Below are 25,208 nucleotides of genomic sequence, written 5' to 3'. Positions count from 1 at the left end.
CATCCATTTATTTTATGGTAACTCTATTCTTTTCTTATCCTCTTTGCCTTCTTTGTAGAGGACAATCTTTTTTCCAATGACCTGCACTACCTGAGACCGGGTCCGCTCTGCAATGGTGGAGGCCAGTTCCCTGGGGTCGTCCATGCAGTTTTGAAGAACATTGATTTTAATCAACTCCCTGGCGGCCAAAGCCTCTGCAATAGCCTGTGTATTCTCCGGGGTAAGACTTCCCTTTCCAATCTGAAAAATTGGGTCCATGGTCATAGCCAGGCTTTTCAGATATGCGCGCTGTTTACTTGTCATCTCTTCTCCTTTTTCCTCTGTCTCTTACTGTTTGGTACTTTTGTCTCTTACTTATAATAGTCAAACACCAGACCATACATGCGGACGGTATCTCCCTCCTGGATGCCGGCGGCCTCCAGTTCGTCCAATATACCTGTCTCTTTTAAAAATCTCTGGAAAAAGGCAAATCCCTTCTCTGATTCCAGATTGGTATAACCCAGCATTTTTTCAATCTTAGGTCCTTCCACAACATAGGTATTTTCCTCCTCCTGGGATTTTTCCACCGTGTAGGGAAGATTTTCATCTATATTTAACTCCTCCGGAAAGTACTCCTGTTCAAACACCACGGGCTCGTCCGGCAGAGAATCTAATAATTCTCTCACATAATACAGCAGTTCCTGAAGTCCCTTTCCACTCACTGCTGAGATAGCAAAAACCCGTATTCCCTGAGGTTCAAACTCTTTGCGGATACGCTCAACGGGATCTTCATCCCCTGCATAGATTACGTCTATCTTATTCGCTGCAATGACTTGTGGTCTGGCTGCAATTTCCGGATTGTAGGCCTTTAGTTCCTCATTGATTTTATAAATATCGTCAATGGGTTCCCGTCCCTCCGTGGATGCGGCATCTACCATGTGAATGATCACTCTGGTGCGTTCAATATGGCGAAGGAACTCGTGCCCCAGTCCCACACCCTCGGATGCTCCCTCGATCAGTCCGGGAATATCTGCGATAACGAAACCGCGTCCGCCCTCTAAGTCCACCACACCCAGGTTGGGATTTAAAGTGGTGAAATGGTAATTGGCAATTTTGGGTCTGGCGTTTGTGACACGGGAAAGCAGGGTGGATTTCCCCACATTCGGAAAGCCCACAAGTCCCACATCCGCAATCACCTTCAGCTCCAGGTTCACCCAGAGTTCTCTTGCACTCTGTCCAGGCTGGGCATACTTGGGCGCCTGCATGGTGGCTGTGGCATAGTGCATATTTCCCTGACCGCCCCGGCCGCCCTTTAAAATCACCTGCCTGCGGTTCTCCCCAGACAAGTCTGCAATCACCTTGCCGGATTCCGCCTCCTTGATGACTGTTCCCTCCGGAACCTTTAAAACCAAGTCATTTCCATTGCTGCCATGGCAGCGTTTTTTATTGCCAGGCTCACCGTCCTGGGCGCAAAATTTGCGTTTATGGCGGAAATCCACCAGGGTGTTCAGTCCTTCATCCACCTCAAAGATGATGTCCCCGCCCTTACCGCCGTCGCCGCCATCCGGACCGCCGTTCGGTACATACAGCTCCCGGCGGAAGCTCACATGTCCGTCGCCGCCTTTACCGGAGCGGATATAGATTTTGGCTCTGTCTGCAAACATAATTTTCTCCTTTAAATATATAAATGGCTTCAAACCAAACTGATTTGAAGCCACATGTACTACTCTGCTACTGGAACGACTGAAACCTGTTTCTTGTCTCTGCCTTTTCTCTCAAATCTTACAACACCGTCAACTAATGCGAATAAAGTATCGTCTCCGCCGCGTCCTACGTTCACGCCCGGATGAATCTTTGTTCCACGCTGTCTGTAAAGAATATTGCCAGCTTTTACAAATTGTCCGTCAGCTCTTTTCGCTCCTAATCTCTTGGACTCGGAATCTCTGCCGTTCTTGGTAGAACCAACTCCCTTTTTATGAGCGAAAATTTGAAGGTTCATATTTAACATCACTTACACCTCCTCGTATATCAGTTTGATATATTCATTACCGTAACTATTTTGAATATCCTGCAGACCCAGAATCATAGAATCCAGTAACAATGTGGCCTCTTTTGATACCTTGCCTTCTAAGATGAGCTCCAGAAATCCATCCTCCTGCCTTACGGCAAATCGGTCTTTCGTAAATGCTTCTATAGAATTAATGGCGTTCACAGCCAGCACCGACACCGCAGCACATATTATGTCCTGTCCGCTGTCAGCATACCCTGCATGTCCCTGTGAAGTAAAGCCTTTATATTGTTCCCCGTTCTTATGAATCTCAATCGTAATCATGGCTCTTAACCGTTGATTTTTTCGATCTTAACCTGAGTAAACTGCTGTCTGTGACCGTTTTTCTTGTGATATCCAGTTTTTCTCTTGTACTTGTAAACGATCACTTTTCTGGCTTTTCCGTTCTTTACCACGCTGGCAGTTACGGTTGCATCAGCTACATCCGCTCCTACCTTTAAGCCGTCATTGCTCACTGCAAGTACATTGTCAAAGGTAACGGTTTCTCCAGCTTCTACTCCAAGCTTTTCTACGTTAATGATATCGCCTTCGGCTACTTTGTACTGTTTACCACCTGTTGCAATAATTGCGTACATATGGCACCTCCTATTATCATTACTCGCTAAATGTGGTGGTTATCTGCATAACTCTTAGACCTCTTTATGCGGCATACTGTTGTATAATAGCATATTATGGTTATTACGTCAACTGTTTTTTCGCCAATCGTTCTATTTTGCCGGTACGATTTCAATCCAATAGCCATCGGGATCTGTAATGAAATAAATGCCCATAGCTTCATTTTCAAAGCAGATGCATCCCATCTCCTGATGGCGTTTGTGAAAGCCTTCATAATTGTCAGTCTCAAAGGCCAGATGGAATTCACACTCTCCCAAATCATACTTTTGCGTTCTGTCCGCCAGCCAGGTCAATTCAAGTGTAAAGTCAGTCTCAGCGTCCCCGAGATAAACCAGCTTAAAGGAACCATCCTTGGCATTTTTCTCCCGCACAGGTTTCAGCCCAAGCGCATCCTCATAAAACTTCAGGGATTTCTCCAAATCCAAAACATTAAAGTTAAAATGTGCAAATTTTAACATATCAAAACCTCCTTGTACTTTTGAACAATTATTTTAAACAGTAATACTTACCTCGCATCAATCAGATTTAACAGCTCTTTGGCGTCAATTATATATTCTCCCAACGCTCCTCCGCTGTTTGAAAGCCTTCCATGAAAATCACTGCCACCTGTGAGAAGCAATCCCCTTTCCCTTGCATACTCCAAAATATAATTTTGGTCCTCAGCACTGTTGGAGGGATGTATAAGCTCCAATCCAACAAGGCCCGCGTCTGCCAGTTCAGGAATCAGACAGTAGTTTTTCTGCTGCCCCGGATGAGCCAACACAGCGGCACCCCCTGCCTGGACAATAGCCTTGACAACGGTTATCGGCTCAGGATAACGATACGAATACTTTAAGGGACCGTGCCCTTTGTACATCTTTTGATACCAGCTGCCGAACATATCGGGAATAACACCCTTACGCAGAAGAATATCGTTAAACTGCTGGCTGAACATGGGACCTTCCCCGAACGCGCGCGCTTCCTTCTCTGTAATAGGATACCCCATTTCCTGCAAAAGAGTAAGCTGCTGCAATCCGCCTTTTTCCAAAGATGCCAAGGTGTCTTCCATCACTTTTTCTACAGGCATATAATCCCGGATCCCATACCCTAAAATGTGAGCCTTCAGATGAGTGGCAGGACAATATGCGGCACACTCTATTCCCGGCAGAATCCGAAGAGGGTAGTTGTCATTCAGTCTGCCTATGCGCTCTAAATCAGGGCTGACATAATGGTCCGTAAACGCAATCACCTGCAGCCCTGATTCCATTGCCTTTAAAGCAAGCTCCTCATAAGTGAACTCACCGTCAGAGCGGCGGCTATGTATATGCAGATCGGCTTTTATCATCTTCCCACCTCTCCCATCTGTTCCGCCAAGGGTTTCCTCACTTTTTTCCTGGTAATCTCCACCAGATTCAGTACAGTCATATCCACCAATACTGTTTTAATACGGTCCTGTCTGAGGCAGGCTTCCAGATATTCCATAAGCTCCTGCTTTGCTTCTTGGGAGTCCATATTTATGAAATCCACCACGATGATTCCGGAGAGGTTACGCAGCCTAAGCTGCCTGGCAATCTCCCCTGCAGCCTCCAGGTTGATCTTTAGATAGGTATCCTGCCTTTTTTTCTTACTCTCATATTTCCCAGTATTCACATCAATGACCGTCAGAGCTTCTGTGGGCTGAATGACCAGGTATGCGCCGGATTTCATCCATACCTTCTCCCGCAGCGCATTCTGAAGCTCTCCTCCCAGATTATACAGCTTGTCCAGGGGCAGAAGTGCATCTTTATATAGACAAAGCAACTGAAGATCCCCGGGTTGGTGAAGCTCCAAATATTCTTTCATTTTTCCATGCAGTTCGGGATCATCTGTAGTGATAGCGGACAGACCCTCCGTGCGTGTATCTCTGAGAGCCTCAAGCCAGGAAGGAGATGGTTCGGAAAGAAGGGAAAAGCAACTTAAAAACTGTGCCCGCTCTGTCAATTTTTGACAGTGTCCTTTCAGAGTCTCCATCTCTCTTAATATTTCCCTATCCGATGCATTCCCGGCATTTGTGCGCACGATAAATCCATACTCCCCGATGCCGCTCTCCTCAATCAATGTCTTTAGCCGGCACCGAATCTGGGGACCCAGCTTGGCGGACACACCCACCTGCTGTTTCCCTGTGGTAAGCACCAGGTATTTTCCCGTAAAATTTAAATTTGCGGTCACGCTGGGGGGCTTTGTCTTGGCCGCTTCCCGGGAAACCTGCACCAGCAACTCGTCGCCCGCCTCCAGATGTGGGGACTTTCCTTTTTTTGTGTATATAGGTCTCTTGCAGTCATCCAGCGGGTAATAGCAGGTAACACCTTTGCTGATCTCTATAAATGCAGCGCCGATGTTCCTGGTTACATTTTTCACCCTCCCGATATAAATATTGCCCAATAGTGAGGGAACATTTTCATTATAACATCCCAGTTCCACCGCTCTGCCATTCTCAAAAAGTGCAGTGACAATACGCTCATTCTGTCTTGTGATAATCAGTTTACGCTCCAATTTCCTCTCCCAGATCTTCTAGGGATACCATGCCCTCAGCATAGAGTTCTTCCCGGTTAATCTCCAGCGCAAACTCTGTCAGTGTGATCCCTAGATAATTTGCAAAAGCCTCCATCACCAGTTCCGGCTTTAAATTTGCCGCACTTCCCGCCGCCAATTGCATAAAGACACGATCATTGTCCGCCATGCGCATCTCATAGATCATGGGTTTGATATCCACTTCTTTTTCGCTCTTTTTTGTTTTCTTTAAAATATTTATGGATGACTGTGCCATAAATGCGTCTATTCGATTTTTCCATTCCTGCGCAGGCTCGTGTCCGCTCCGAAAGCCCAGGGTATAGTCAGCAGCAGCAACCAGGGACATAGCCTTACCGGCCTTTCCATCTTCGATTCTGCGATAACTCAGCACCTGAATTCCGTCCACCATCACTGCGTTTAAGCGTCTGACAGCCTCCTCTGACGGGATCTCTGTGCTGACTTCAATATCCATATACTCACCGCTGCTGGTGAGTCCCACGCCCAGTGGGGATGCAAAGGACATTATCATATGAGGGCTGAATCCCTCTGTAAATACAATAGGAATCTTTGCTCTCCTGATGGCCTTTTGAAAATAGCGCATAATATCCAAATGGCCGATAAATTTCATAACCCCCTGTTTGGAAAATTTAATTCTCACCTTCAAAGCAGACACCTCCCTTGTAAAGCTTTGCCCCGCATCCGGCACAGCCTGCCCTGCAGTTTGGAGTGACTTGCTCGGCCTGCGCCCTCTCCCACTCCCGCCACAGAAACTTTTTAGTTACCCCAATATTTATAAAATCCCACGGGAGAATCTCCTCCCAGTCCCTCTCCCGCACTGTGTAAAAATCCGGGTCAACTCCTGTCTCATCAAAAGCCTCCTGCCAAACTTCATTTCGAAAAGTCTCACCCCAGGCATCATAGAGGGCACCTTTTTCATATGCGCGCAGAATAGCAGCGCCTACTCTCCGGTCGCCCCTGGCCAGAAGACCTTCCAGAACAGTGACGTCAGCCTCATGCCAGTTGTACTTAATGCTCTTTCGATTTAGCTGATCCTTGACTTCCTGATTTACCACTCTCGCTTTTCCAAGAAACTCATCCTTTGTATTCATCCTGGTCCACTGGAAAGGGGTAAAGGGTTTTGGCACAAAGAAGGAAGAACTCACTGTAATTTGACATTTGCCGTTTCTCTGCTCCTTGGGGATTTCATAGTAACGCCGCGCAATTTTGTCAGCCAGACGGGCGATTTCTCTGATATCCTCTTCTGTCTCAGTGGGCAGTCCCAGCATAAAATAGAGCTTCACTCTGCTCCAACCGCCTTCAAATGCCTGGGCCGCTCCCTCCAGGATCACTTCCTCTGTGAGGCCTTTGTTAATCACATTCCTCATACGCTGGGAGCCAGCCTCCGGAGCAAACGTCAGACTGCTTTTGCGCACATCCTGAACCTTACTCATTACATCCAGGGAAAAAGCGTCTATACGCAGGGACGGAAGAGAGATATTGATTCCCTTCTTACTGCACTCCTCAATCAGAAAATCAACCAGAGGCTCCAGCTGTGTATAGTCGCTGGAACTGAGTGAACTCAGAGAAATTTCCTCGTGTCCGGTATTTTTCAGCATTTTAGCGGCATACTCCTTAAGCATGGGAAGCGTCCTTTCCCTGGTGGGCCGATACAGCATTCCAGCCTGACAGAAACGGCATCCGCGGATGCAGCCCCTCTGTATCTCCAAAACCACCCTGTCCTGAGTTGCCTTGATAAAGGGCACAACAGGCGCTTTCGGATAATACGTATCCGTCACTTCCATTACAATCTGCTTCTCAATCTGAGCCGGAACATCTTTATATTTGGGAACAAAGGAGGCGATGGTTCCATCCTCATGATAGGAAACCTCATACAGAGAAGGCACATAAATCCCCGGCACCCTGGCAGCTGCGCGCAGAAATTCCGCCCTGCTCTTTCCAGCCGCCCTGCACTCCTTGTAGAGATCCAACAGCTGGTAATACACGGTCTCTCCCTCTCCGATGTAAAACAGATCAAAAAAATCTGCCAACGGTTCCGGGTTGTAGGTACATGGTCCTCCGCCGATTACGATGGGAACGGTTTCATCCCTGTCCCCGGCTTTTAAAGGAATTCCCGACAGATCCAGAATCTGAAGAATGTTTGCATAACACATCTCATACTGTATCGTAATTCCCAGAAAATCAAACCCTTTGATCGGGTCCTGGGATTCCAGGGCAAACAGAGGGATATGCTGCTTACGCATAATCTGATCCAGATCAGTCCACGGAGAGTAGACACGCTCGCAGTACACATCCTCCCGTCTGTTCAGCATATCATAGAGAATCTGGATTCCCAAGTGTGACATACCGATTTCATAGACGTCCGGGAAGCACATGGCGAAACGAATATCCACCTTGCTGCCATCCTTCATCACCGAGTTGACCTCATTGCCGATATAGCGGGCAGGCTTTTCTATTTTTAGTAATATTTCATCGCTTAACGCAAGTTTTCTCATTTTATCTCCTTAGTTCTTAAAAACCGCTATATGCAGTTTATTTTCTGCTTCAGCAGTATAGCTCAATTTGTCTAACTATGCATACTTTTTCAATTATACGAAGTTTCCGGCAGAACTTCAAGTAGATATTTATTGTCAATCGTAATTACACTGCATCGGTTTCGCAGTGAAAGGACAATCTTCTTCCTCCTTTTTTTCTCCTGTCCGGTATTCACTTGGAGTAACGCCTGTCTGGCTCTTAAATACTCTGCTGAAATAGCGGCAGTCATTATAACCGCACAGTTCGCACACTTCTTCCAGTATCAGATCCGGCTGCTCTTTCAACAGTTTTCTGGCCAGTGCAATTTTCTTTTCGGTTATATATTTGTTCATGGGTATTCCTGACATTTTCTTGAATAATCTGGAGAGATATGTATAGTTGTAACCAAACACATCTGCCACCTGCTCCAGGCTTTCCAGGGTCAGAAAGTTGTTATCCACATATTCCAGCACTTTTGTATCAAGATTCTTCTCATAGATCTGGTCCATGCAGCAGCCGATCTCCTGAAACCCCTCCATCATCAGACTGATCAGTTCTTCCCCCGTGGTTGCAAGGCTTATACATCTTTGCTGCTTTATCTGCATGGTTTCCAGAAAGTTGCCCTCATAGATCTGGCTGGAAAACTCCAGCAGCTTTAGCACATAGATGCTTACTTTTTCTATGCTGAGCTGGGGTGCCCGGTTCTGGATCATATATTTTAAGACAGTCTGGATTTCATTGGTAAAGCTTTTCAGGTCCGTGGACAGAAAGTAATTCTTAATATAACTGCTCAGCTTCATTTTAACTATTTCCAGCATATCCTGGTTTCCGCCGTTCTGTTTTTCTACCGTCAGAATCTGGGGACACCCGATGATCAATTCCTGATGCATGACATGTCTTAAATGCTTGGTCATGTTCCATACACACTCATACTCCAGGATTTTTCCGGAATGACCGATGTGAATAGCCAGGCGTGTCCAGGGTTTTAGTAATTCTAAAAGACGTTCTGCCAGCTTTTCTGTCTTTTGGATACTTCTATCCTGCATTTGAATGCCCACAATTTTCTGGTTTACTGCCTGTTCGTCTGCCAGATACCAATTATACCCATCCTGGCAAAGTTCCTCCATGATCTTCTTCCATGGAATATCCCGAAGTTCCTTCTGGTAGTACTCTGTCAGGACCGTATCCTCAATATCATAAAGCAGATTTCCTATACACAGTGAAAAAATTGCATACTGCATTCCGGAAGTCTGCAAGAACATATAGGTGTCTGAATAGAGCACCTGACGCTCATGCTTAGACTTTGTATAGACCAGGCTCTTTTTGATTTCAAGCAGTACGTCTGACAGCTTTTCGTCTTCCAGGGGCTTTAAAATATAATTAAATACCCCGTATTGCATCGCTTTTTGTGCATAGGTAAAATCGGAATATCCTGAAATAATTACCACAATCAGACCGGGGTATGTATTCCTAATAATTCGGGATAATTCCAACCCATCCATAACCGGCATGGAGATGTCTGTGAAGACCACCTGGGGCTCGAACTGTTCAATCAGCTTTAGGGCTTCTCTTCCATTCTCGGCCACACCTGCAATGGAAATAGAAGAATCCAGGTATTCTATTTTATGCTTAATATACGTGCCAATCTTTAATTCATCTTCTACTACTATGGCCTGGATATGGCCCGACGGATCTGTTGTCATAATATCTTTCCTCCTATCATGATGCCTTCCTGATTGATGATGTACAAGACCCGTTCCCGGTAAAACAATTGTAGTCTGACATACACATTTACTAATCCCATGCCGTCAATTTGAGTAGAAAGGCTGTTTACTCCTTCCATGCTTTCCGCACACTTTTTCAAGATTTCAGTCGCCTTTTCATCTGTAAAGCCTGCTCCATTATCGGATATTTTTATCCTCCATTCTCCCTCTTCCGGCATCTCACCCGTAATCCGGATATAAGGTTTACTCCGGTTGCAATACTTAAATGAATTTTCTACCAAAGGCTGGATAATCAGTTTGGGAATGCGGATATTCATCATTTCTAGAGGAATGTCAATTTCCACGCAGGCATTAGGGAACCTTTCTTTCATAATTTCCACATAACGATCCACATGTTTCATTTCCTCAAACAGGCGGACTCCCTGGCTATCTTCTGCGGAAATGTAGCGGAACATCTGAGTCAGATTCAGGCACATCCTGGCGATGTCCATGTTTCCCATCTCATCCGCCATAGAGCCCATGGTAGTCAGTGTATTGACCAGAAAATGAGGCTGCATTTGGGCCTGCAGAGCCAGTAGCTTGGAATGAATTTCAAAGTTCTTCAGGGTAATGATATGATGCAGGGATTCTTCCAGTTTTTCATTTAACTCACCGATCGTGGCGGACAGGTAATCCAATTCCAGAATATCCGTGTCTACCGGCTGATATCGGATTTCCTGTTCCATATCTACCCTCCTCAGTTCATTGCATATCTGATGGAGGGGTTTTGAAATCTGTTTGGATACATGATAACTTACGCAGATCATCAAAATAGTGATCAGGAAAAAGAAAATCAGTGCAATGCCCAGGAATGTAAACAGTTTATTATAGTAATTAAAAACAGAAATATTATACAGGACATATAATCCTGAATTAAAGATCTGATAGACAAATGTATAGTATCCATCCTTCCAAAAACTTCCTGTTTTCCACCCGTTTTCATCTAAAAATGCTTTTCCGTCCCAATCTGTCTCTGAGAATATCTCTTCTCCCAAGTCATTCAGAATATGAATCTGAAGTCCCACATCATTCTTGCCGGAAGAAAGCCTGCGGATATCCCTGAAAAATTCCTCTGCTTCTACTTGAACCTCCAAAAGTGCTGACCCGTTATACAAAAAACTGTTACCTCCAAAACTCCTGGAGAGGGTAACTTTCGGGCTGTCTATAGCGCTGATCGCTCTGCTTCCCGCACTGCTCTGCAGGTATTCATTTTTATCCAGATACTTGATCACAGGGCTGCCGTCCATGGCATAATCCTGATATATATCCGGAACTTTTTTTCCGATTTGATCAATGAAGTATTCATTTCCCATCCAAATATAGTATTCCTGATCCGTGATGATCCCGAGACTATACTTTTTCTGAATCATTTTATAGGCGTCCAGATACAGGCTAGAAAATAAATCTACCGTGTTACGACCTCCCCTATAGTATTCCGGAAGACTGTCCAGGGCTGTGTCCCGAAATTTCTGTGATTTCACTAATTCCATGGAGAAGTCATTCATTTCTTCAAAATAGTTTTCGATATTCTGATTAATGCTCAATGTCAGCTGGCTCTGAGTCTGCGTAATATTGCTGTTAATTACATAACCTACGTAGAATATGGTGCTGCACAGTATAACCAGAATGCAGATCACAATCCAGAAAATATAAGTTCCAAACAATTTTTTAACAATGGGTTGTTTTTTCATATTTTAATTTTACCATTTTATAAGCTGTTCCACAACCATTCCTGCATGCGTCCTTCCCACAGCAGTAAAAGCCCGTGACAGAACCCAAATTCCTGGTTCTGCCACGGGCTTGCCTTATGAGATTTACTTTGCTTTGTATCTGACGCTATTTATTGGGGTAGTTATATACGTTTTCTTTCCAACTTTCTTATAAGTGGAAACCTTTATATAGTATACTTTTCCCTTTTTAAGTTTTTTAATCTCTGCAGAAGTTTTACCTGATTTCTTAATTCTGGCTTTTACATGATATTTACCGTTTTTCTTTGTAGAGACAGATACTTTATATCCATTCACTCCTGAAACCTTTTTCCAGGATACTTTTGCCACCCTTGAAGATACTTTCTCTACCTTGACTCCTCTCACCTTCTTTGGTGTCACCGTAATCTTCACAGATGCTTTTGCACTGTTGTCTTTTGAGATCACGGTAATGACTGCTGTACCCGTCCTCTTTGCTGTCACCTTTCCTGCACTTGAAACGGTTGCTATTTTCTTATTAGAGGATTTGAAATTAACTCCTTTTACGGTTACATTGGAAGGCTTTACCACGGCTTTTAAGGTGACTTTTTCTCCTTCTGCCAATGTTTTCTTGGATGGAGTCACATGAACCTTCTCTGCATTTACAACTGGAGCTGTGACTGTCATCACAATACTCCCCTTTACATTGCTTCCGTCTTTGGCGGCTGCTGTGATGGTTGCCGTCCCTGCGTTCACTCCCCTTACGAATCCATTTTGATCTACAGATGCCACTGCTGGGTTGGAACTGCTATAGCTTAATGCCTTATTCTTTGCATTTTCAGGAGCTACCTGTGCCGTAACCTGAGATATCTCATTCACAAGTATGGAGCGTTTCACAGCAGTCAGGGTTATACCGCTTACCTTAATATCCTCCACCGGTTTTTCTGTTACTGTGATTTTTACTTCTTTGAATACCTGGCTTTCATTTTTTGCTCTGGCAGTAATGGTGACTTCACCTGCTTTTATTCCTGTTACCTTTACTTTTCTCTGATTGGCCGGGTCTGCTTCCAGGCGGACGCGATCTGATGGGGAAGCTGAAAATTCCACTTCTTTATTCGTTGCTTCTTCAGGCAATACTTCTGCCGTTATGAAGGTCTCTTCCTTTACTTCTATCCTGTCTTTGCCTGCGGTCAGACGGATTTGTTCAACCGGAATCTCTTTTTCCTTAAATCGTATGGTATAAGTCTCCGTCTTCAACCCATCCTCTGAAGTAATAAGGAACCTGGCCTCACTGTTGATATCTGTTGCAGGCAGCAAGGTAATAGATGCATTCTTATCGGCCGTCATTTCCAGTGCTGGTATATCGGCATCGTAACCGGTAATCAGATATTCATGGATTTTAGGATCAAACCCTTCAAATTCCTTACCATCTACCTTAAGTCCAGATACGCTAAAGCTTCCATTGGATACCGCCTGCTTGCCATAGGCATACATCTCTTTCAGTGCAGTATAGTATGTGTCGCCTGGCGTTTCATGCTTGGTTTTGACACGGATGGCCGGCGCCTCCACCATATCGAAGGTAAGGGAGTTTTCGCCGAAATGATAGGCTTCCGGCTGTTTAAGTCCAGTCACCTGAGTCCAGTTATCCGGATTATTGAATGGGTGGTCTGCCATGTTTGCAGCATCAAAATTTGCCACATTTTGGGGAACATCTTCCAGCGTAATTGGCTGATTGTAGTACTCTACTGTACAGGATGTTATTTTTGTTCTGTCCCAGCTGCTGTCATTTAAGAGATCCAGGACTATGCTGTCTACATAACGGGTTTCCGGATAATCGGCGCCGAAAATTACGCCAAACCAGATATCTCCCTGTGCATTTGGATTGCTCCAGTCTGTCCATTTATCCAGCAGCCCATTGTTGAGGGCCACCGCAGATCCTCCCTCGCTGAAGGACGTAATGGCCATAGAATAAGGACAGCCATTGCGTTTTTTCGCATGATTCTCGCTCTGTACCGTATCATCGGTCACCCGTACAGAGGCGCTTACAGCAAAACCGCCAAGCTGTGTACTGCCGTTCACGGTAAACGTCCCGCTTGCTTTTAGCTGATCCGGATCATAGTCATCCCACTGTACCTGGCTGAGTGTGGAGGTTCCATCTGTAAAATACACAAGTACACTCTCGGGAAGTTTGGGTACAATACCTATGGGAGTTACCATTGAAACATTCTGAGCTGCCAGTCTGTCCCTCACCCGAACGGTAACCGTAGGCTTTAACGCCTGGTTCTCTACTGTACCGCTGACGGTAAACGTACCGTAACTGGCATACTTAGCAGGATCCACAGGTTCCCAATCCACCAGTACATCCCTCGGAAGGCCAACGTCATAAGTTGCCCGTACAGTTTTAGGGAGTTTGGGGGCCTGATTAAGTTTGGTGTCTACTACGGCCTGTGCGTAGCTTATGATCTTCTTATCGCTCTGCCCCGGGAGAATCATAATATTCAACGGTGCACTGGTTACTTTATTTTGTCCATTCAGGGTAATGTCCGCTTCCACCTGAAGGTTCCCTTCCCAATAGGCATAAAGAATACCATTTTTAACCTCTGCTCTGGCAGGTATACCGCCGTCCACAATGCGGTACTTTATGCGCAGATTTTCTTCGTCGGCCAATTCACCGCTTTCCAGCATGGCATCTACATGAATGGGGATCATAGAATCCTCATACACCTCATCCTGTTCCAGCCGCAGGCTGGCAGAGACGATGGACGCCGGAATCTCCTGGAACTGAACTGTATAGGTTTCTGTGACTTTTCCATTTTCAGATGCCACTTGAATCATAGCGGCAGACTGGTTCGTAAGCGCTGGCAGCACAAAAACAGTGCCATGATCCGCTGCTGTTGCCTTCACCTCAGGTACCTTAGCGCCATAGGGCAGGGTCACTGTATAGTCCTTCTGATCCGGGTCAAAGTCTTCGATTGCCTCTCCTCCTACGGTCAGAGTTTCCAGTTGAGCTGTAGCAAAGCCCTTTTCGGGAGGGAAGGCATAGATTTCCACTTCTGTCAGGACAAGGCAGTCCTTCTTTCCGACGCTGGTGTCCTGAGTACCGCGTGTAAACTGGGCTCGAAGCTTGTTTGTTGTCACCGGGTCAAAAGTAATGATTTGTTCACTGCCTGAGACGAATCCGGTTCTCTGGCTCTGGTTTTCCACATCCACCCAGTCCGTACCATCCCAGTACTGGATCAGGGTATCTTCAGGGATATAGATGCCGCCATCTTCTCTGAAATACATAGAGATATTATTCAATTCAAGAGGTTCCTCAAGTTCACAATCCAAGGTAGTAACCTCAGGAATAGGTGCATATTTCCAATTTCCCCACCCATTTTTGGGATCCGTACCATAAGAAATAATTCCATCATTTACATGGGAAAGAGGGTCATAGGTACTGGTGTGGGAGGCCGTAAATTTCGGATACTCTGCTCCTTTTACCGCCAATGCTATATTTTGTCTGGTACCCATGGCTGCCACGCGGACAACAGCCTCTGCCTTTAAGTCCGTCCGTCCCTCCAGAGTGCCTTCTACCGTAAGCTGTGCTCCCTCCTTTAGATCTTCCCCATCAATATTTGCCCAGGAAACTCCATAGGCCTCCTCGGAAGAATCGCTGTATACCAGTTGTACCTGTTCGGGCAGAGCAGGCTGCATGCCTGGGGCTGTGACTGCACTGACGGGCCGTACCCCCACCGGGGCTACGACTTCCACAGTAGCCTTTACCGCTGCCCCATCCCTGTTCACCGTACCTTTTATGTTGAGGATACCTGCATTCTTAAGCTGGATCTCCGGAATCTTTTCCCATGTCACAGCCGCCTCCTGGCTGGTACCGTCCAGATATTCAGCAGTCACGGTATCTGGCAAATTGGGGTATTCTCCCGCTTTCGTCCTAACGGACACCTGCTGATAACCTAACAGGGCATCCTCTTCATAGGTGTCATCCACTGTATAAACTGTGGTACTGCTGATGGGCAGTCCGGCTGAAACAGCCTTCAGGGTAAAGGAGCCGGACTTTTCGGTTGACTGGACAATAACCAGTGCCTTTCCGTTAAAAGCAGATCTCCTGGTGCTCTTCATGTTAGTAAAATCCGTTGGATCTCCGTTATCCGTTCCAACAATGCGGCCATTTCCGCTTATGGAAAACTGGATTGAATTGTTGGCTCTGGGATTCATGACGCCCTCTTTATCTACCACGTCCACTTCAATGTAGCACAGGTCTTCCCCGTCTGCAGTAATAGACTGACGCTCCGGAGACAGCTTGATCGCAGCAGGATCACCTGCAGTCGTCTTTACATCGCGGGCAATTTCTTTTCCATTCTCATCATAAGCCACAGCCTCAACGGTACCTGCCTCATAAGGTACCAGCCACTGGAGATAGAGGTTTTCCTGGTCGCTGCCATCGTCCTGACGGGCCAGGCTGGTATCTGTCTCTGGATAATAGGTAAATTCTTTTCTGCCCAGGCTCTCACCATTTAAGAAAACCTCCACGCTGCGGGCATTGCTGTAAACACGGATTGGACTCTTTCCGTCAATGTCTATGCTGTGGTCATCCTCCCAGTTCCAGTGGGGCAGGATATGAACCATAGGATCGGTCTTTTCATCCAGCCATTGGCTCTGAATCAGATAAAAGCTGTCCTTTGGGAAACCGCAGGTATCTATCGCGCCAAAATAAGAGCTTTTGGAAGATCCTCCCGCAAACGGAGCAGGCTCCCCAATATAGTCAAAGCCGGTCCAGAAGAACAGCCCGCCCATATATTTGCGCTTTGCATCCTCACGCAGGGCATAATGAAGCGTGGTACCCCAGTTTACCCGGTCGTTGTCGAACTCGGAACACTGATAAGTATCTCTGTGCAGACCGGCATCCGGGTCGTCATCCACCTCCGGGTGGAAATAGGCCCCCCGTGTACTTACGGCAGATGAAGTCTCAGAACTGTAGATAAACCAGTTGGGATTTTTCTCATGAACATAGTCATAATCTGTATACTGACCGTAGTTAAATCCCATGGCGTCATGCCCATTGATCAGCTGCCAGTGAGCCTGGTTATTCGCCGGGTCATAGGCTGGCTTATCAATGCTGTAGAAAATCGGATCAGCCTGTGTAATTGCCCTTGTATCGTCAACCTCTTTAACCCACTGGCGCAGCTTGGAACCTACTTCCAGTCCTTTATCGCTCCAGGATTCACCGATCTCATTTCCTATCGACCACATGATAATACTGGGATCATTCTTAGAACCGTCTACCATATTTTTGATATCATACTCCTGCCAGGTCTGGCCCTCCTGTGCATCCGGATGAGAGCAGGGTATATCAAAGAAGCGATGAAAATCGTAGAGGTTTTTGGAACTCCACCAGGTATCGAACGATTCATTCATGACCATGATACCCTGCTGGTTGCAGGCATCCAGCAGGGCACGGGAGGCAGGATTATGGGAAGAACGGATGGCATTGACGCCCATCTCCCTCAAAATACGGATCTGCCGGGACAGAGCCGCGGGATTGTTTACTGCTCCCAAGGCGCCCTGGTCATGATGCTGACATACACCCTGCATCTTTGTATATTTCCCATTCAGGAAAAAGCCATTCTTTGAATTGAACTTCATCCAGCGCAGCCCAAAATCTGTGTCGTAGGTATCAATCACCACACCATCGGAAAGTACCTCAGTATGGAGGCTGTACATGCCGCCGTCTCCCACCTCCCATAAGTGGGCATCTGCTATGGATAATTGCGTATTTATGTTCTCTACTGCGCCGGAGTTTACAATTGCCTGCTCCGTAGTCACGGTGGACACAGGGTCTAAACTGCCCGGTGTCTCCAGGCTACCGTTAAAGTAAGCCGTATGCCGGAGAGTAATATTAGAATCCTTGCCACTCTCGTTGGCAACCTCTGTATCTACGTTTACTGTGACCGGTTCACCTTCTGTATACTCGCTCTCCAGATCAGGTGTTGTTATTTTCGTACCGTACCGGTCTACATGGACAGGGTTCGTTGCAACCAGCTTTACATCACGGTAAATACCGCTGCCGGAATACCAGCGGCTACTGGGCTGTGTGTTGTTCACCCGGACTGCGATGACATTTTCCGTCATACCGTCAGCTGCCACATAGTCTGTAATGTCATAACTGAATGGGCTGTATCCGTAGGGATAACTTCCCACCAGGGTGCCGTTGACATAAATGCTGCTGTCCATATATACCCCGTCGAATTCAACCCTGATGCGCTTGTCCGCCATAGAAGCAGGAACCACCCATGTCTTGCGGTACCAAGCCACACCTCCGTCTAAAAATCCGCCTCCCGACTTTGCCTCTGAGTATGTATCAAAGTCATTTTCGATGCTGTAATCATGAGGCAGATTTAATGCCCTCCACTCGCTGTCATCATAGTCCTTCGCTTCTGCACCTTTGACCTCTCCAAGCTGAAAACGCCAATCCTTGTTAAAATTCAGGGTTTGACGGCCCGTATCTGCAAATGCCTCCACCACTGGCCCTCCCTCACCCGAAACACTGCCAGATAACACCGCGTTCTGCTGTCCGGTTCCTGCCACGGCTGTAACAGGTAAAGTTAAGCTTCCGCACATGACCACTGCCAAAAAACCTGAGAGAATACGCTTCTTCATTTCATTTTCCTCCTTTTTTCTAAATAGCCTCTCGAAGCTCTCTTCCTCTTCGCAAAAAGCACTTTTTAATGATCCGCCACTTTTCTCTTTCATTATAGCATCTGGCATTTGTGGTATCATTTCAAAAAATTGCTGTCTTAGTTCAAAAAATTGCTTTATTTTCCATCTATTTTAAATGACCTCGCTAAAGCAACGCCTATGATGAAAAATAAAGCCACATCTGCGAGAAAGTGCTGAGTTGCAGATCTTATTATAGCAATTTTCTTTCCTGGACCATGAGGATTTTTTTTACCTGTTTGGAGAAATTTTTTTACCTTTTATGGTTCCGTCAATTTTGGTACAAACATCTCCTTTCGATATGTATCTATGTTTTTAACAGCTTGCTCCACGCTGCACGTCCCATTAGCGAATCCCCGGAGATACTGATAAAGATTCGGATCCGTATAAAATACATCCTTCACAAACATGACTACAGGCTCTTCTTTACTTCTGCTCAAGACTTCCCTGGTGGCATCTGTGGTATGTACGCTCTTTACATCCCGAAAGGCCGATGTTGTTAAATCTGTACGTGCATCATAGTAGCGCTCCAGATTTTCCTTTTTTGCCAGAAACTGAAACAGCTTTTTACACGCTTCTGCCTGATGGCTGTATTTATTAATGAACTTCGCCATCCCGCCTCCATTGGAAATTACCGTCTGATGATCCAGCAGTGGAACCGGAAACATCCCCCATTCATCCTGGCTTCCGTATGCTTCCAATTCTCCGGCATAAGCAGAGTAGGTAAACATCATGACGGTCCTGCGCTCTTTCAGATATTGATAGCTTCCTTTAAAATCTTCGTCCTGTCCGTCACTGATATAATATTTGGGAACGCCGTCTTCTTTTTCAGAAAACAGCTGCCTGATTTGCTCCAACCCTTCACTAAAGCAGCTGATATCTGCAAATTTATGGTCTGGACCTGCATTTAAATACTCTGGAAGGTCAGGTCTTTCTTTATAAAGTACAGGAGTCAGTCCGTCTACCCAGGAACGGGTATGCCAAGAACCGTTGATTCCTTCATATAATGGCACTATCCCAAGTGTTCTGATTTGATCACAAAGTGTAAGGAACCCTTCCCATGTGTCCGGAACCTCCAGATTATGTTCCTGAAAAAATGATTTATTATATAAAATCCCTTCGTAATCCATCCCCCATGTGTTAAATCCAATAACTTTTCCCTGATAGCTGCCAGACTCCAGTGCCCAATCCTCCAGATCAGCCACCCAACTCTCGTCCGATAGGTCTACTGCCATATTCTGAATTCCCATGGAGGTCAGTGCTGATCCTACCGGAAACATAAAAATATCTACCGCATTGTTTCCCCCTGAAAGACAGGTTCCTACCAGGGATTTATATCCGTTGTCCGGAGTCAGCAGTACCCGCACTTCTATACCTGTTTCTTCCTCAAATTCCTGAAACAAGATCCGATCAATTTCCCTGATCCAGTTCTGAGAGGCTAAAAGAGTAATGGCTGTGGACTCCATATGCTCTGAATCCTGCTGTTCCGTTAAATCTTTCCCACATCCGGACAGCAAAAAGACCACCAGACTTACATTTCCAAAAATCGCAAATAATTTTTTCCCAAGCTTAATCATTGCATACATTCTCCCATAATTTTCTGTCAAAAATATTTCGGAAAGAATCTTTCCTAATAAATTATAGCAGACAATCAGCCTAAATCATACCTCATATTTTCGGCTTATTAATACTGTAATGACAGCCGACAATATATCCGCAACCGGCTGGGCATAGAGCACTCCATTTAACCCCATGACCTTAGGTAGAATCAAAATGACAGGTATAAAACAAATACCCTGCCTGCAGGCTCCAAGGATACAGCCCTCTTTTGCTTTTCCCATGGCAAGGAAGAGGAACGAATATACTGTATAGTAACCAAAAAGGAAGAACGAAATGCCGTTTGCCCTCAATGCGGCTGTGCCGACACGGATCATCTCTGTGTCCCCCTTGGTAAACAGCCCCATGATCTGTGCAGGAAATACGGCCACAGCCAAACCGAAAGCCGCACAAAAGATGGTAGACCAGAGAATAGAGGTCTTAATTGCTTCACGCAGCCGGTCAAATTTTTTCGCTCCATAACTGAATCCTGCGATTGGCTGAAACCCTTTTAAAAAGCCGAAAACAACCAGGCTTCCCATAGACATGATTTTAGTGAGCGGCCCCATTGCAGCCAGCGCAGAGCCTCCGTATTCTTTTGCCGCACTATTCATCATACTAATGGAAAGGCTGGTCAATATCTGGAATAACAGCGTGGGGATTCCAATCTTAAAAATCTCTGACATGATTTCTTTGGAATAGCAGCATTTTCTGATATGAAAGCTAAATGCACTCTTTTTGCGAAGGATATAGACCAGATACACTATTGTGGAGACCATCTGCGATATGGCTGTGGCAATCGCCGCCCCCTCTACTCCAAGGTTTAACACATATATGAAAATTGGGTCTAAACCCACATTTAACAGAGCGCCTGCCATCAATGCAAACATGGCTGTTTTAGCAGCACCTTCACTGGACACGATATTGTTCATTGTGACATTGAAAACATTAAATATGGAAAATGTGATATAGATACTGGTATATGAGATTGCATAAGGCATGACACTCTCAATTGCACCCATCTGCTTTAAGATTGGTTTCAGGAAAAGAACTGAGCAGAGAATAAGGATTGCTCCAACCAAAAGGCTGCTGTACAAGGCCGTGCTGGCTACCTTGTCTGCCTTTTCTTCATCGCCCCGCCCAAGCAGTCTCGAAAGATACGCGGCAGCACCATTTCCAAATAGTAAGCCCAGACCGACAATCACTTGCCCCAATGGAAAAGCCACCGTGACCGCGCCCATCTGATCCGTTCCCAGTCCACCCACAAAATAGGTGTCAGCCAGACTGTAAACTGCATTAATCAACATCCCAATCATTGTGGGAAAACCCAGTGCCAAAAGTGCTTTTGGTATGGGTATACTTCCCAGCAGCACCATTTTTTTGTTTGATTGACTCATAATAAAATTCTCCTTTCGCTTGACATCAAGCATGAAATATATTACTATAATTTATAGCATTATCAGTATTTATATTACTATAATTTATAGTAGTTGTCAAGTGAAAAAGGAGGAGCTTATGGCAGCCATTGATTTAATTGTTTTGGGGATTTTGAAAAAGGAATCTCTGAGCGCTTATGACATTCAAAAACTGGTAGAGTACCGGAATATTTCTAAATGGGTAAAAATCAGTACCCCATCCATATATAAAAAAGTCATTCAATTAGAGGAAAAGAAATTAGTGAAAAGCAATATTGTAAAGGAAGGAAAGATGCCTGAGAAGGCAGTGTATTCCCTGACAGAAGCCGGGGAACGGGAATTCGAGAGACTTATGCTGGATATTTCCACCAAACCGGTTCACTTTTTTTTGGATTTCAACGCTGTCATCGTAAACCTGTCAAGCCTCTCTCCCGATCAGCAGAAACGATGTCTGACAGATATCGGCAGCAATGTGAAGATCTTAAAATCATATATAGAGGAGAACCTGACTATTAAGGAAAATAACCCGGATATCCCCAAAGAAGGGATTGCTGTTCTAGAACAACAGCTTGTCCTTACGGATGCGGTTGAGACATGGATCGCCTCACTGGAAGAAGACCTTAGGCTTTAATAAGAATAAGTGAAATTTCAAATCCCCACTATAAATCTCAATGCCATGAAGCATGGATTCAAGTGGGGATTTCTTATTTAGAATTGTCTCAATCCACTTTTGACAGCTTAACAGAGCACGTAGTTCATTATAAGCCAGCCAGTTTGAGTAGATCCGGTATTTTGGATTCCCATCCCAATGCCATAATATGTACACCCTGGCAGTACGGTTTACATTCTTTGATAATGCGCGCAGCGATCTCAACACCTGTGATTCCTGCTTTTGTTTTTTCTTTATCCGCTTTCAGCTCATCAATCATGGATTCCGGAACATGGATTCCGGCAACATTTGCGTTCATGTATCTTGCCATTCCCACAGATTTCGGAATTACAATACCAAGCTGAACCGGTTTTCCAAATTGTTTTGCTTTTTCCATAAATTCGATGAATTTTTCCGGCTCATAAACTGCCTGAGTCTGGAAATAATCCGCTCCGGCCATAACCTTTCGCTCCATCTTTGCAAGCTGCGCATCAACTGAGTCGCTGCAGGGTGATACCACTGCACCCTTTGCAAACTTTGGCGGTTCCCCTACCAGTTCGTTTCCGCCAAGATCACAGCCTGATTCCAGCAGCTTGACTGTATGGATCAGAGAAACAGAATCCAGATCGAAAACGGGCTTTGCCTGGGGATGGTCTCCCATCTTTGTATGGTCTCCGGTCAATAGCAGCAGATTTTCGATTCCCAGCATAGCCGCGCTCAGAAGGTCAGACTGCAGCGCGATGCGGTTTCTGTCACGGCAGGTAAGCTGATAGATCGGCGTCAACCCTTCATCCTTCAGAACCTTGCATGTGGCCAGTGAGCCAAGACGCATAACGGAAGACTGGTTATCTGTCACATTGACTGCAGTAACCCCCTTCAGATAAGTCTTTGCTTCTTCGACAAGATGATCTATATTGGTTCCTTTTGGCGGTCCTACTTCTGCAGAAACTACAAATTCACCATGTTGAAATAATTCGCTAATATTCATTCTCCCTTACTCCTAATCATTCTATATTTGTATATCCGTTTAGTTACATGTATGTTGACCGTTCTCTGTTTATTTAGACACTTCATCATCCGTTGCGTAGTTGCGTATCTTTACAGGACATTTCAGTTCATCCAGACGCCCTAGCTGTGCCAGTCGTCTGTAAATGCGCTCCCAGCCGCATTCCATTTCGCTGTCCACTTCACATTTGCCGTTTTTCGTACCGCCGCAGGGGCCATTGACCAGGCTTTTGGAACAGGCAGTGATAGGACAGATTCCTCCGGTGATATTCAGGTAACATTCACCGCACTGATCACAGTCATACTCTAAGGGTGTCACACCCTGGAATCCCGGCAAAGGGTATGTATCACATGCTGCACATACTTTTTTATCCTCCAGGTACTCGGCAATTGTCTGTACACCGACACCGCAGGAGAATACAAGTACCACATCCGCTGCCTCGATGGCACTTTTATGTTTCTGAAGACGAAGCTTCATATTTTCCGGATTACATATATAGTCTGTCGTAATGATTCCGGTCACATTCCCGCCGTCAGCCAATTCCTTCTGGAATTCTTCGGCTTCTTTTTCGGGGAAATGAACTTCTTTGCATCCCTGGCAGTTAATGATAAAGACTTTCTTAGCGTCCACCAGTGATACGATAGTTTCCTTAGATTTTAATTGGGTAATTAACATATCACTTCATCTCCCTTATGGCATTTTTTCCAGCTTTGATCTTGCTGACTAATGGAATCTTGGAGGAACAGATGTACTCACAGCTCCTGCACTCAACACAGTCCATGACATTCCTGTCACGCATACCCTGCCAGTCCTGCCCATCCGCAAGTTTCGCAAAATACAGCGGTGAAAGTTCCATAGGACATACATCCACACAGCGTCCGCATTTGATGCATGCTACTTCCTGGGTTTGATCTGTATCAATGGCAATGATTCCATTGGAGCCTTTCATCATAGGCACATTCAAATCGGAAAGCGCAAATCCCATCATGGGCCCGCCCATCTTTATCATCACATCATCATCTGTCACTCCGCCGCAGTAGTCGATCAGATCTTTTACATTGGTACCGACCTTCACGATATAATTGCCCGGCTTTTTAATCTTTTCACCAGTTATAGAGGCAACACGTTCGATCAGCGGCATACCCTTCTGAATTGCATCAGAAACAGCCTTCACGGTGCTGATGTTACTCACTACAACGCCTACATCTGCAGGCAGACCGCCCCTGGGCACCTGTCTTCCCATAACGCGCTTGATCAACATTTTTTCAGCACCCTGGGGGTACTTTGTCTTAGCCACTACCACTTCAATATTGCCGCAGTCCGCAGTTTTAGTCTCCATAAGCTCGACCGCGTCAGGCTTGTTATCCTCAATGACGATTATACCCTTCTGGGCGTCAACGGTCTTCATCATAGCTTTGAGACCGTAAATAATATCGTCGGCAAACTCCAACAGCACTCTGTGGTCTGCGGTCAGAAACGGTTCACATTCGCAGCCGTTTAGCAAAATGGCTTCAATTGGCTTGTTGGGCTTTAATTTAACAGAGGTGGGGAAACCGGCTCCCCCCATACCTACAATTCCTGCCTCGCGGACAATCTCAATGATCTCGTCCGGCGTAAGGCTTTCATAATCTTTATTTGGTTTTACTGTTTCGTGCAGAGTATTTTTTCCATCTGATTGGATTACGACAGCCATCACCTCGCTGCCCCTTGTGGCGTGCAGCCGCGGTTCAACGGCAATTACGGTTCCGCTGACACTGGAGTGTACAGGAGCGCTGATAAAACCGGCGGCTTCACCGATTTTCTGTCCCACCTTCACGGTGTCCCCCGCCTGAACAATGGGATTTGCCGGAGCACCTAAATGCTGTGACATAGAAATCACAACTGTCTTCGGTTCCGGGAAACGCACAAGCGCCAGATGCTCGCTGAACTCTTTGCGCTCTGATGGATGAACACCACCGTAATAGCCTGCGAATCTTTCCTCACGGATGGATCTCACATAATCATTGATCACTTTGAAATTGACCTTTGAATAATCGCGTACCTGAACCGGCTGACTCAAAAACTCCTCAAGACGTCCCTGCTGTTCCAGCTTTTTATTAATTTTTTCCCAGGCACAGTCTTTGTTGGAATCCACTTCACATTTTCCATCCTTTGCGCCGCCGCACTGTCCATTGACCAGACTCTTGGAGCAATCAACGATGGGACAGATTCCTCCGGTGATATTCAGATAACACTGGGCACATGCATCACAGCTCTTTTTGGTCAGCGCCATGCCGTGATGTCCTGTATAATTCAATGAATTGCTGGCCGCATATACAGGTATCTCTGCCATGTCCGCAACAGTCTGTATACCCAGGCCGCAGGAAATTACAAAAATATGCTCCGTGCCTTCCGGAATCATATCCTGTAATTTGTTGCCAGTCTGAGTTTTATTGCACAAAAAATCAACCTTTGTACTGCCAGTGATCGTTTTTCCATGTTCAGAGGCAATCTTCTCAAATTCACCGCAATCTGGTTCGTCAATGGTCTCAAATTCCTTAAAGCATTTGTTACAGGCAATGACGAACAGCTTATCCTTGTCGGCCAGTAATGAAGCCAGTTCCTCATTTCCCTTCAGCTTATACTTGGTATAATTCTCCAATTGTTCACCTTCCTTA

Annotated in this window: 19 protein-coding genes; 1 reads left to right on the top strand and 18 read right to left on the bottom strand. The window is 45.7% G+C overall.

Translation table 11 applies throughout. From position 1 onward, the window contains the following. Positions 1-12: 12 nt before the first annotated feature. From yhbY to AC0THY_RS13845, 15 genes are all read right to left on the bottom strand, one after another. The gene (gene yhbY, locus AC0THY_RS13915) at positions 13-303 is read right to left on the bottom strand and encodes a ribosome assembly RNA-binding protein YhbY (RefSeq protein WP_489991198.1); all 291 of its coding nucleotides are present in this window, start codon (positions 301-303) and stop codon (positions 13-15) included. Positions 304-350: 47 nt separating this feature from the next. After that, positions 351-1,643 carry a GTPase ObgE gene (obgE, locus tag AC0THY_RS13910; protein WP_489991197.1) on the bottom strand — a complete coding sequence of 431 codons (1,293 nt, stop codon included), beginning with the start codon at positions 1,641-1,643 and terminating at the stop codon, positions 351-353. A gap of 59 nt (positions 1,644-1,702) precedes the next feature. Continuing rightward, positions 1,703-1,987, bottom strand: a complete 285-nt coding sequence (gene rpmA / locus AC0THY_RS13905) for a 50S ribosomal protein L27 (RefSeq protein WP_489991196.1) — start codon at positions 1,985-1,987, stop codon at positions 1,703-1,705. A 3-nt stretch (positions 1,988-1,990) separates the two neighbouring features. Then, positions 1,991-2,311, bottom strand: coding sequence for a ribosomal-processing cysteine protease Prp (locus AC0THY_RS13900; RefSeq protein ID WP_489991195.1), 321 nt, complete (start codon positions 2,309-2,311; stop codon positions 1,991-1,993). 5 nt (positions 2,312-2,316) lie between these two features. Then, positions 2,317-2,622, bottom strand: coding sequence for a 50S ribosomal protein L21 (rplU, locus tag AC0THY_RS13895; protein WP_489991194.1), 306 nt, complete (start codon positions 2,620-2,622; stop codon positions 2,317-2,319). A 132-nt stretch (positions 2,623-2,754) separates the two neighbouring features. Beyond that, the gene (locus AC0THY_RS13890) at positions 2,755-3,120 is read right to left on the bottom strand and encodes a VOC family protein (RefSeq protein ID WP_489991193.1); all 366 of its coding nucleotides are present in this window, start codon (positions 3,118-3,120) and stop codon (positions 2,755-2,757) included. Between the two features lie 47 nt (positions 3,121-3,167). Continuing rightward, positions 3,168-3,986 (bottom strand): PHP domain-containing protein, encoded by an 819-nt coding sequence (locus AC0THY_RS13885; RefSeq protein ID WP_489991192.1) that lies wholly within the window; start codon positions 3,984-3,986, stop codon positions 3,168-3,170. After that, a complete protein-coding gene (locus AC0THY_RS13880) occupies positions 3,983-5,173 on the bottom strand; it encodes a ribonuclease E/G (RefSeq protein ID WP_489991191.1) in 1,191 nt (396 codons plus the stop codon). Before AC0THY_RS13880 ends, AC0THY_RS13885 begins: the two co-directional genes overlap by 4 nt. Continuing rightward, the gene (locus tag AC0THY_RS13875; RefSeq protein WP_489994200.1) at positions 5,163-5,849 is read right to left on the bottom strand and encodes a TIGR03936 family radical SAM-associated protein; all 687 of its coding nucleotides are present in this window, start codon (positions 5,847-5,849) and stop codon (positions 5,163-5,165) included. The genes AC0THY_RS13880 and AC0THY_RS13875 overlap by 11 nt, the downstream gene beginning before the upstream one ends. Beyond that, entirely contained in the window at positions 5,839-7,704 is a 1,866-nt protein-coding gene (locus tag AC0THY_RS13870; protein WP_489991190.1) for a TIGR03960 family B12-binding radical SAM protein, read from the bottom strand. Before AC0THY_RS13870 ends, AC0THY_RS13875 begins: the two co-directional genes overlap by 11 nt. 135 nt (positions 7,705-7,839) lie before the next feature. Continuing rightward, complete coding sequence (locus tag AC0THY_RS13865) at positions 7,840-9,426, bottom strand: response regulator transcription factor (RefSeq protein ID WP_489991189.1); 1,587 nt, start codon at positions 9,424-9,426, stop codon at positions 7,840-7,842. After that, positions 9,423-11,177, bottom strand: coding sequence for a sensor histidine kinase (locus tag AC0THY_RS13860; protein WP_489991188.1), 1,755 nt, complete (start codon positions 11,175-11,177; stop codon positions 9,423-9,425). Before AC0THY_RS13860 ends, AC0THY_RS13865 begins: the two co-directional genes overlap by 4 nt. Before the next feature lie 123 nt (positions 11,178-11,300). Beyond that, complete coding sequence (locus tag AC0THY_RS13855; RefSeq protein WP_489991187.1) at positions 11,301-17,828, bottom strand: Ig-like domain-containing protein; 6,528 nt, start codon at positions 17,826-17,828, stop codon at positions 11,301-11,303. Positions 17,829-18,145: 317 nt separating this feature from the next. Continuing rightward, complete coding sequence (locus AC0THY_RS13850; RefSeq protein ID WP_489991186.1) at positions 18,146-19,462, bottom strand: ABC transporter substrate-binding protein; 1,317 nt, start codon at positions 19,460-19,462, stop codon at positions 18,146-18,148. 84 nt (positions 19,463-19,546) lie between these two features. Further along, positions 19,547-20,878, bottom strand: coding sequence for an MATE family efflux transporter (locus tag AC0THY_RS13845; RefSeq protein WP_489991185.1), 1,332 nt, complete (start codon positions 20,876-20,878; stop codon positions 19,547-19,549). Positions 20,879-20,996: 118 nt separating this feature from the next. On the opposite strand from AC0THY_RS13845, the gene AC0THY_RS13840 reads away from it, so the two are divergent. Then, on the top strand, positions 20,997-21,527 hold the full coding sequence (locus tag AC0THY_RS13840; protein WP_489991184.1) for a PadR family transcriptional regulator: 531 nt from the start codon (positions 20,997-20,999) through the stop codon (positions 21,525-21,527). A 127-nt stretch (positions 21,528-21,654) separates the two neighbouring features. On the opposite strand, the gene AC0THY_RS13835 is transcribed toward AC0THY_RS13840, so the two are convergent. From AC0THY_RS13835 to rsxC, 3 genes are all read right to left on the bottom strand, one after another. Continuing rightward, positions 21,655-22,533, bottom strand: coding sequence for a methylenetetrahydrofolate reductase (locus tag AC0THY_RS13835; protein ID WP_489991183.1), 879 nt, complete (start codon positions 22,531-22,533; stop codon positions 21,655-21,657). A gap of 69 nt (positions 22,534-22,602) precedes the next feature. After that, a complete protein-coding gene (locus AC0THY_RS13830) occupies positions 22,603-23,226 on the bottom strand; it encodes a methylenetetrahydrofolate reductase C-terminal domain-containing protein (RefSeq protein ID WP_489991182.1) in 624 nt (207 codons plus the stop codon). A gap of 1 nt (position 23,227) precedes the next feature. Continuing rightward, positions 23,228-25,192, bottom strand: coding sequence for an electron transport complex subunit RsxC (gene rsxC, locus AC0THY_RS13825; RefSeq protein WP_489991181.1), 1,965 nt, complete (start codon positions 25,190-25,192; stop codon positions 23,228-23,230). Positions 25,193-25,208: the final 16 nt, after the last annotated feature.

The organism is Ruminococcus sp. 8Y-12 (genome assembly GCF_058119865.1).
The sequence above is the reverse complement of the archived record's forward strand: the minus strand, read 5'-3'. Positions and strand labels throughout refer to the sequence as shown.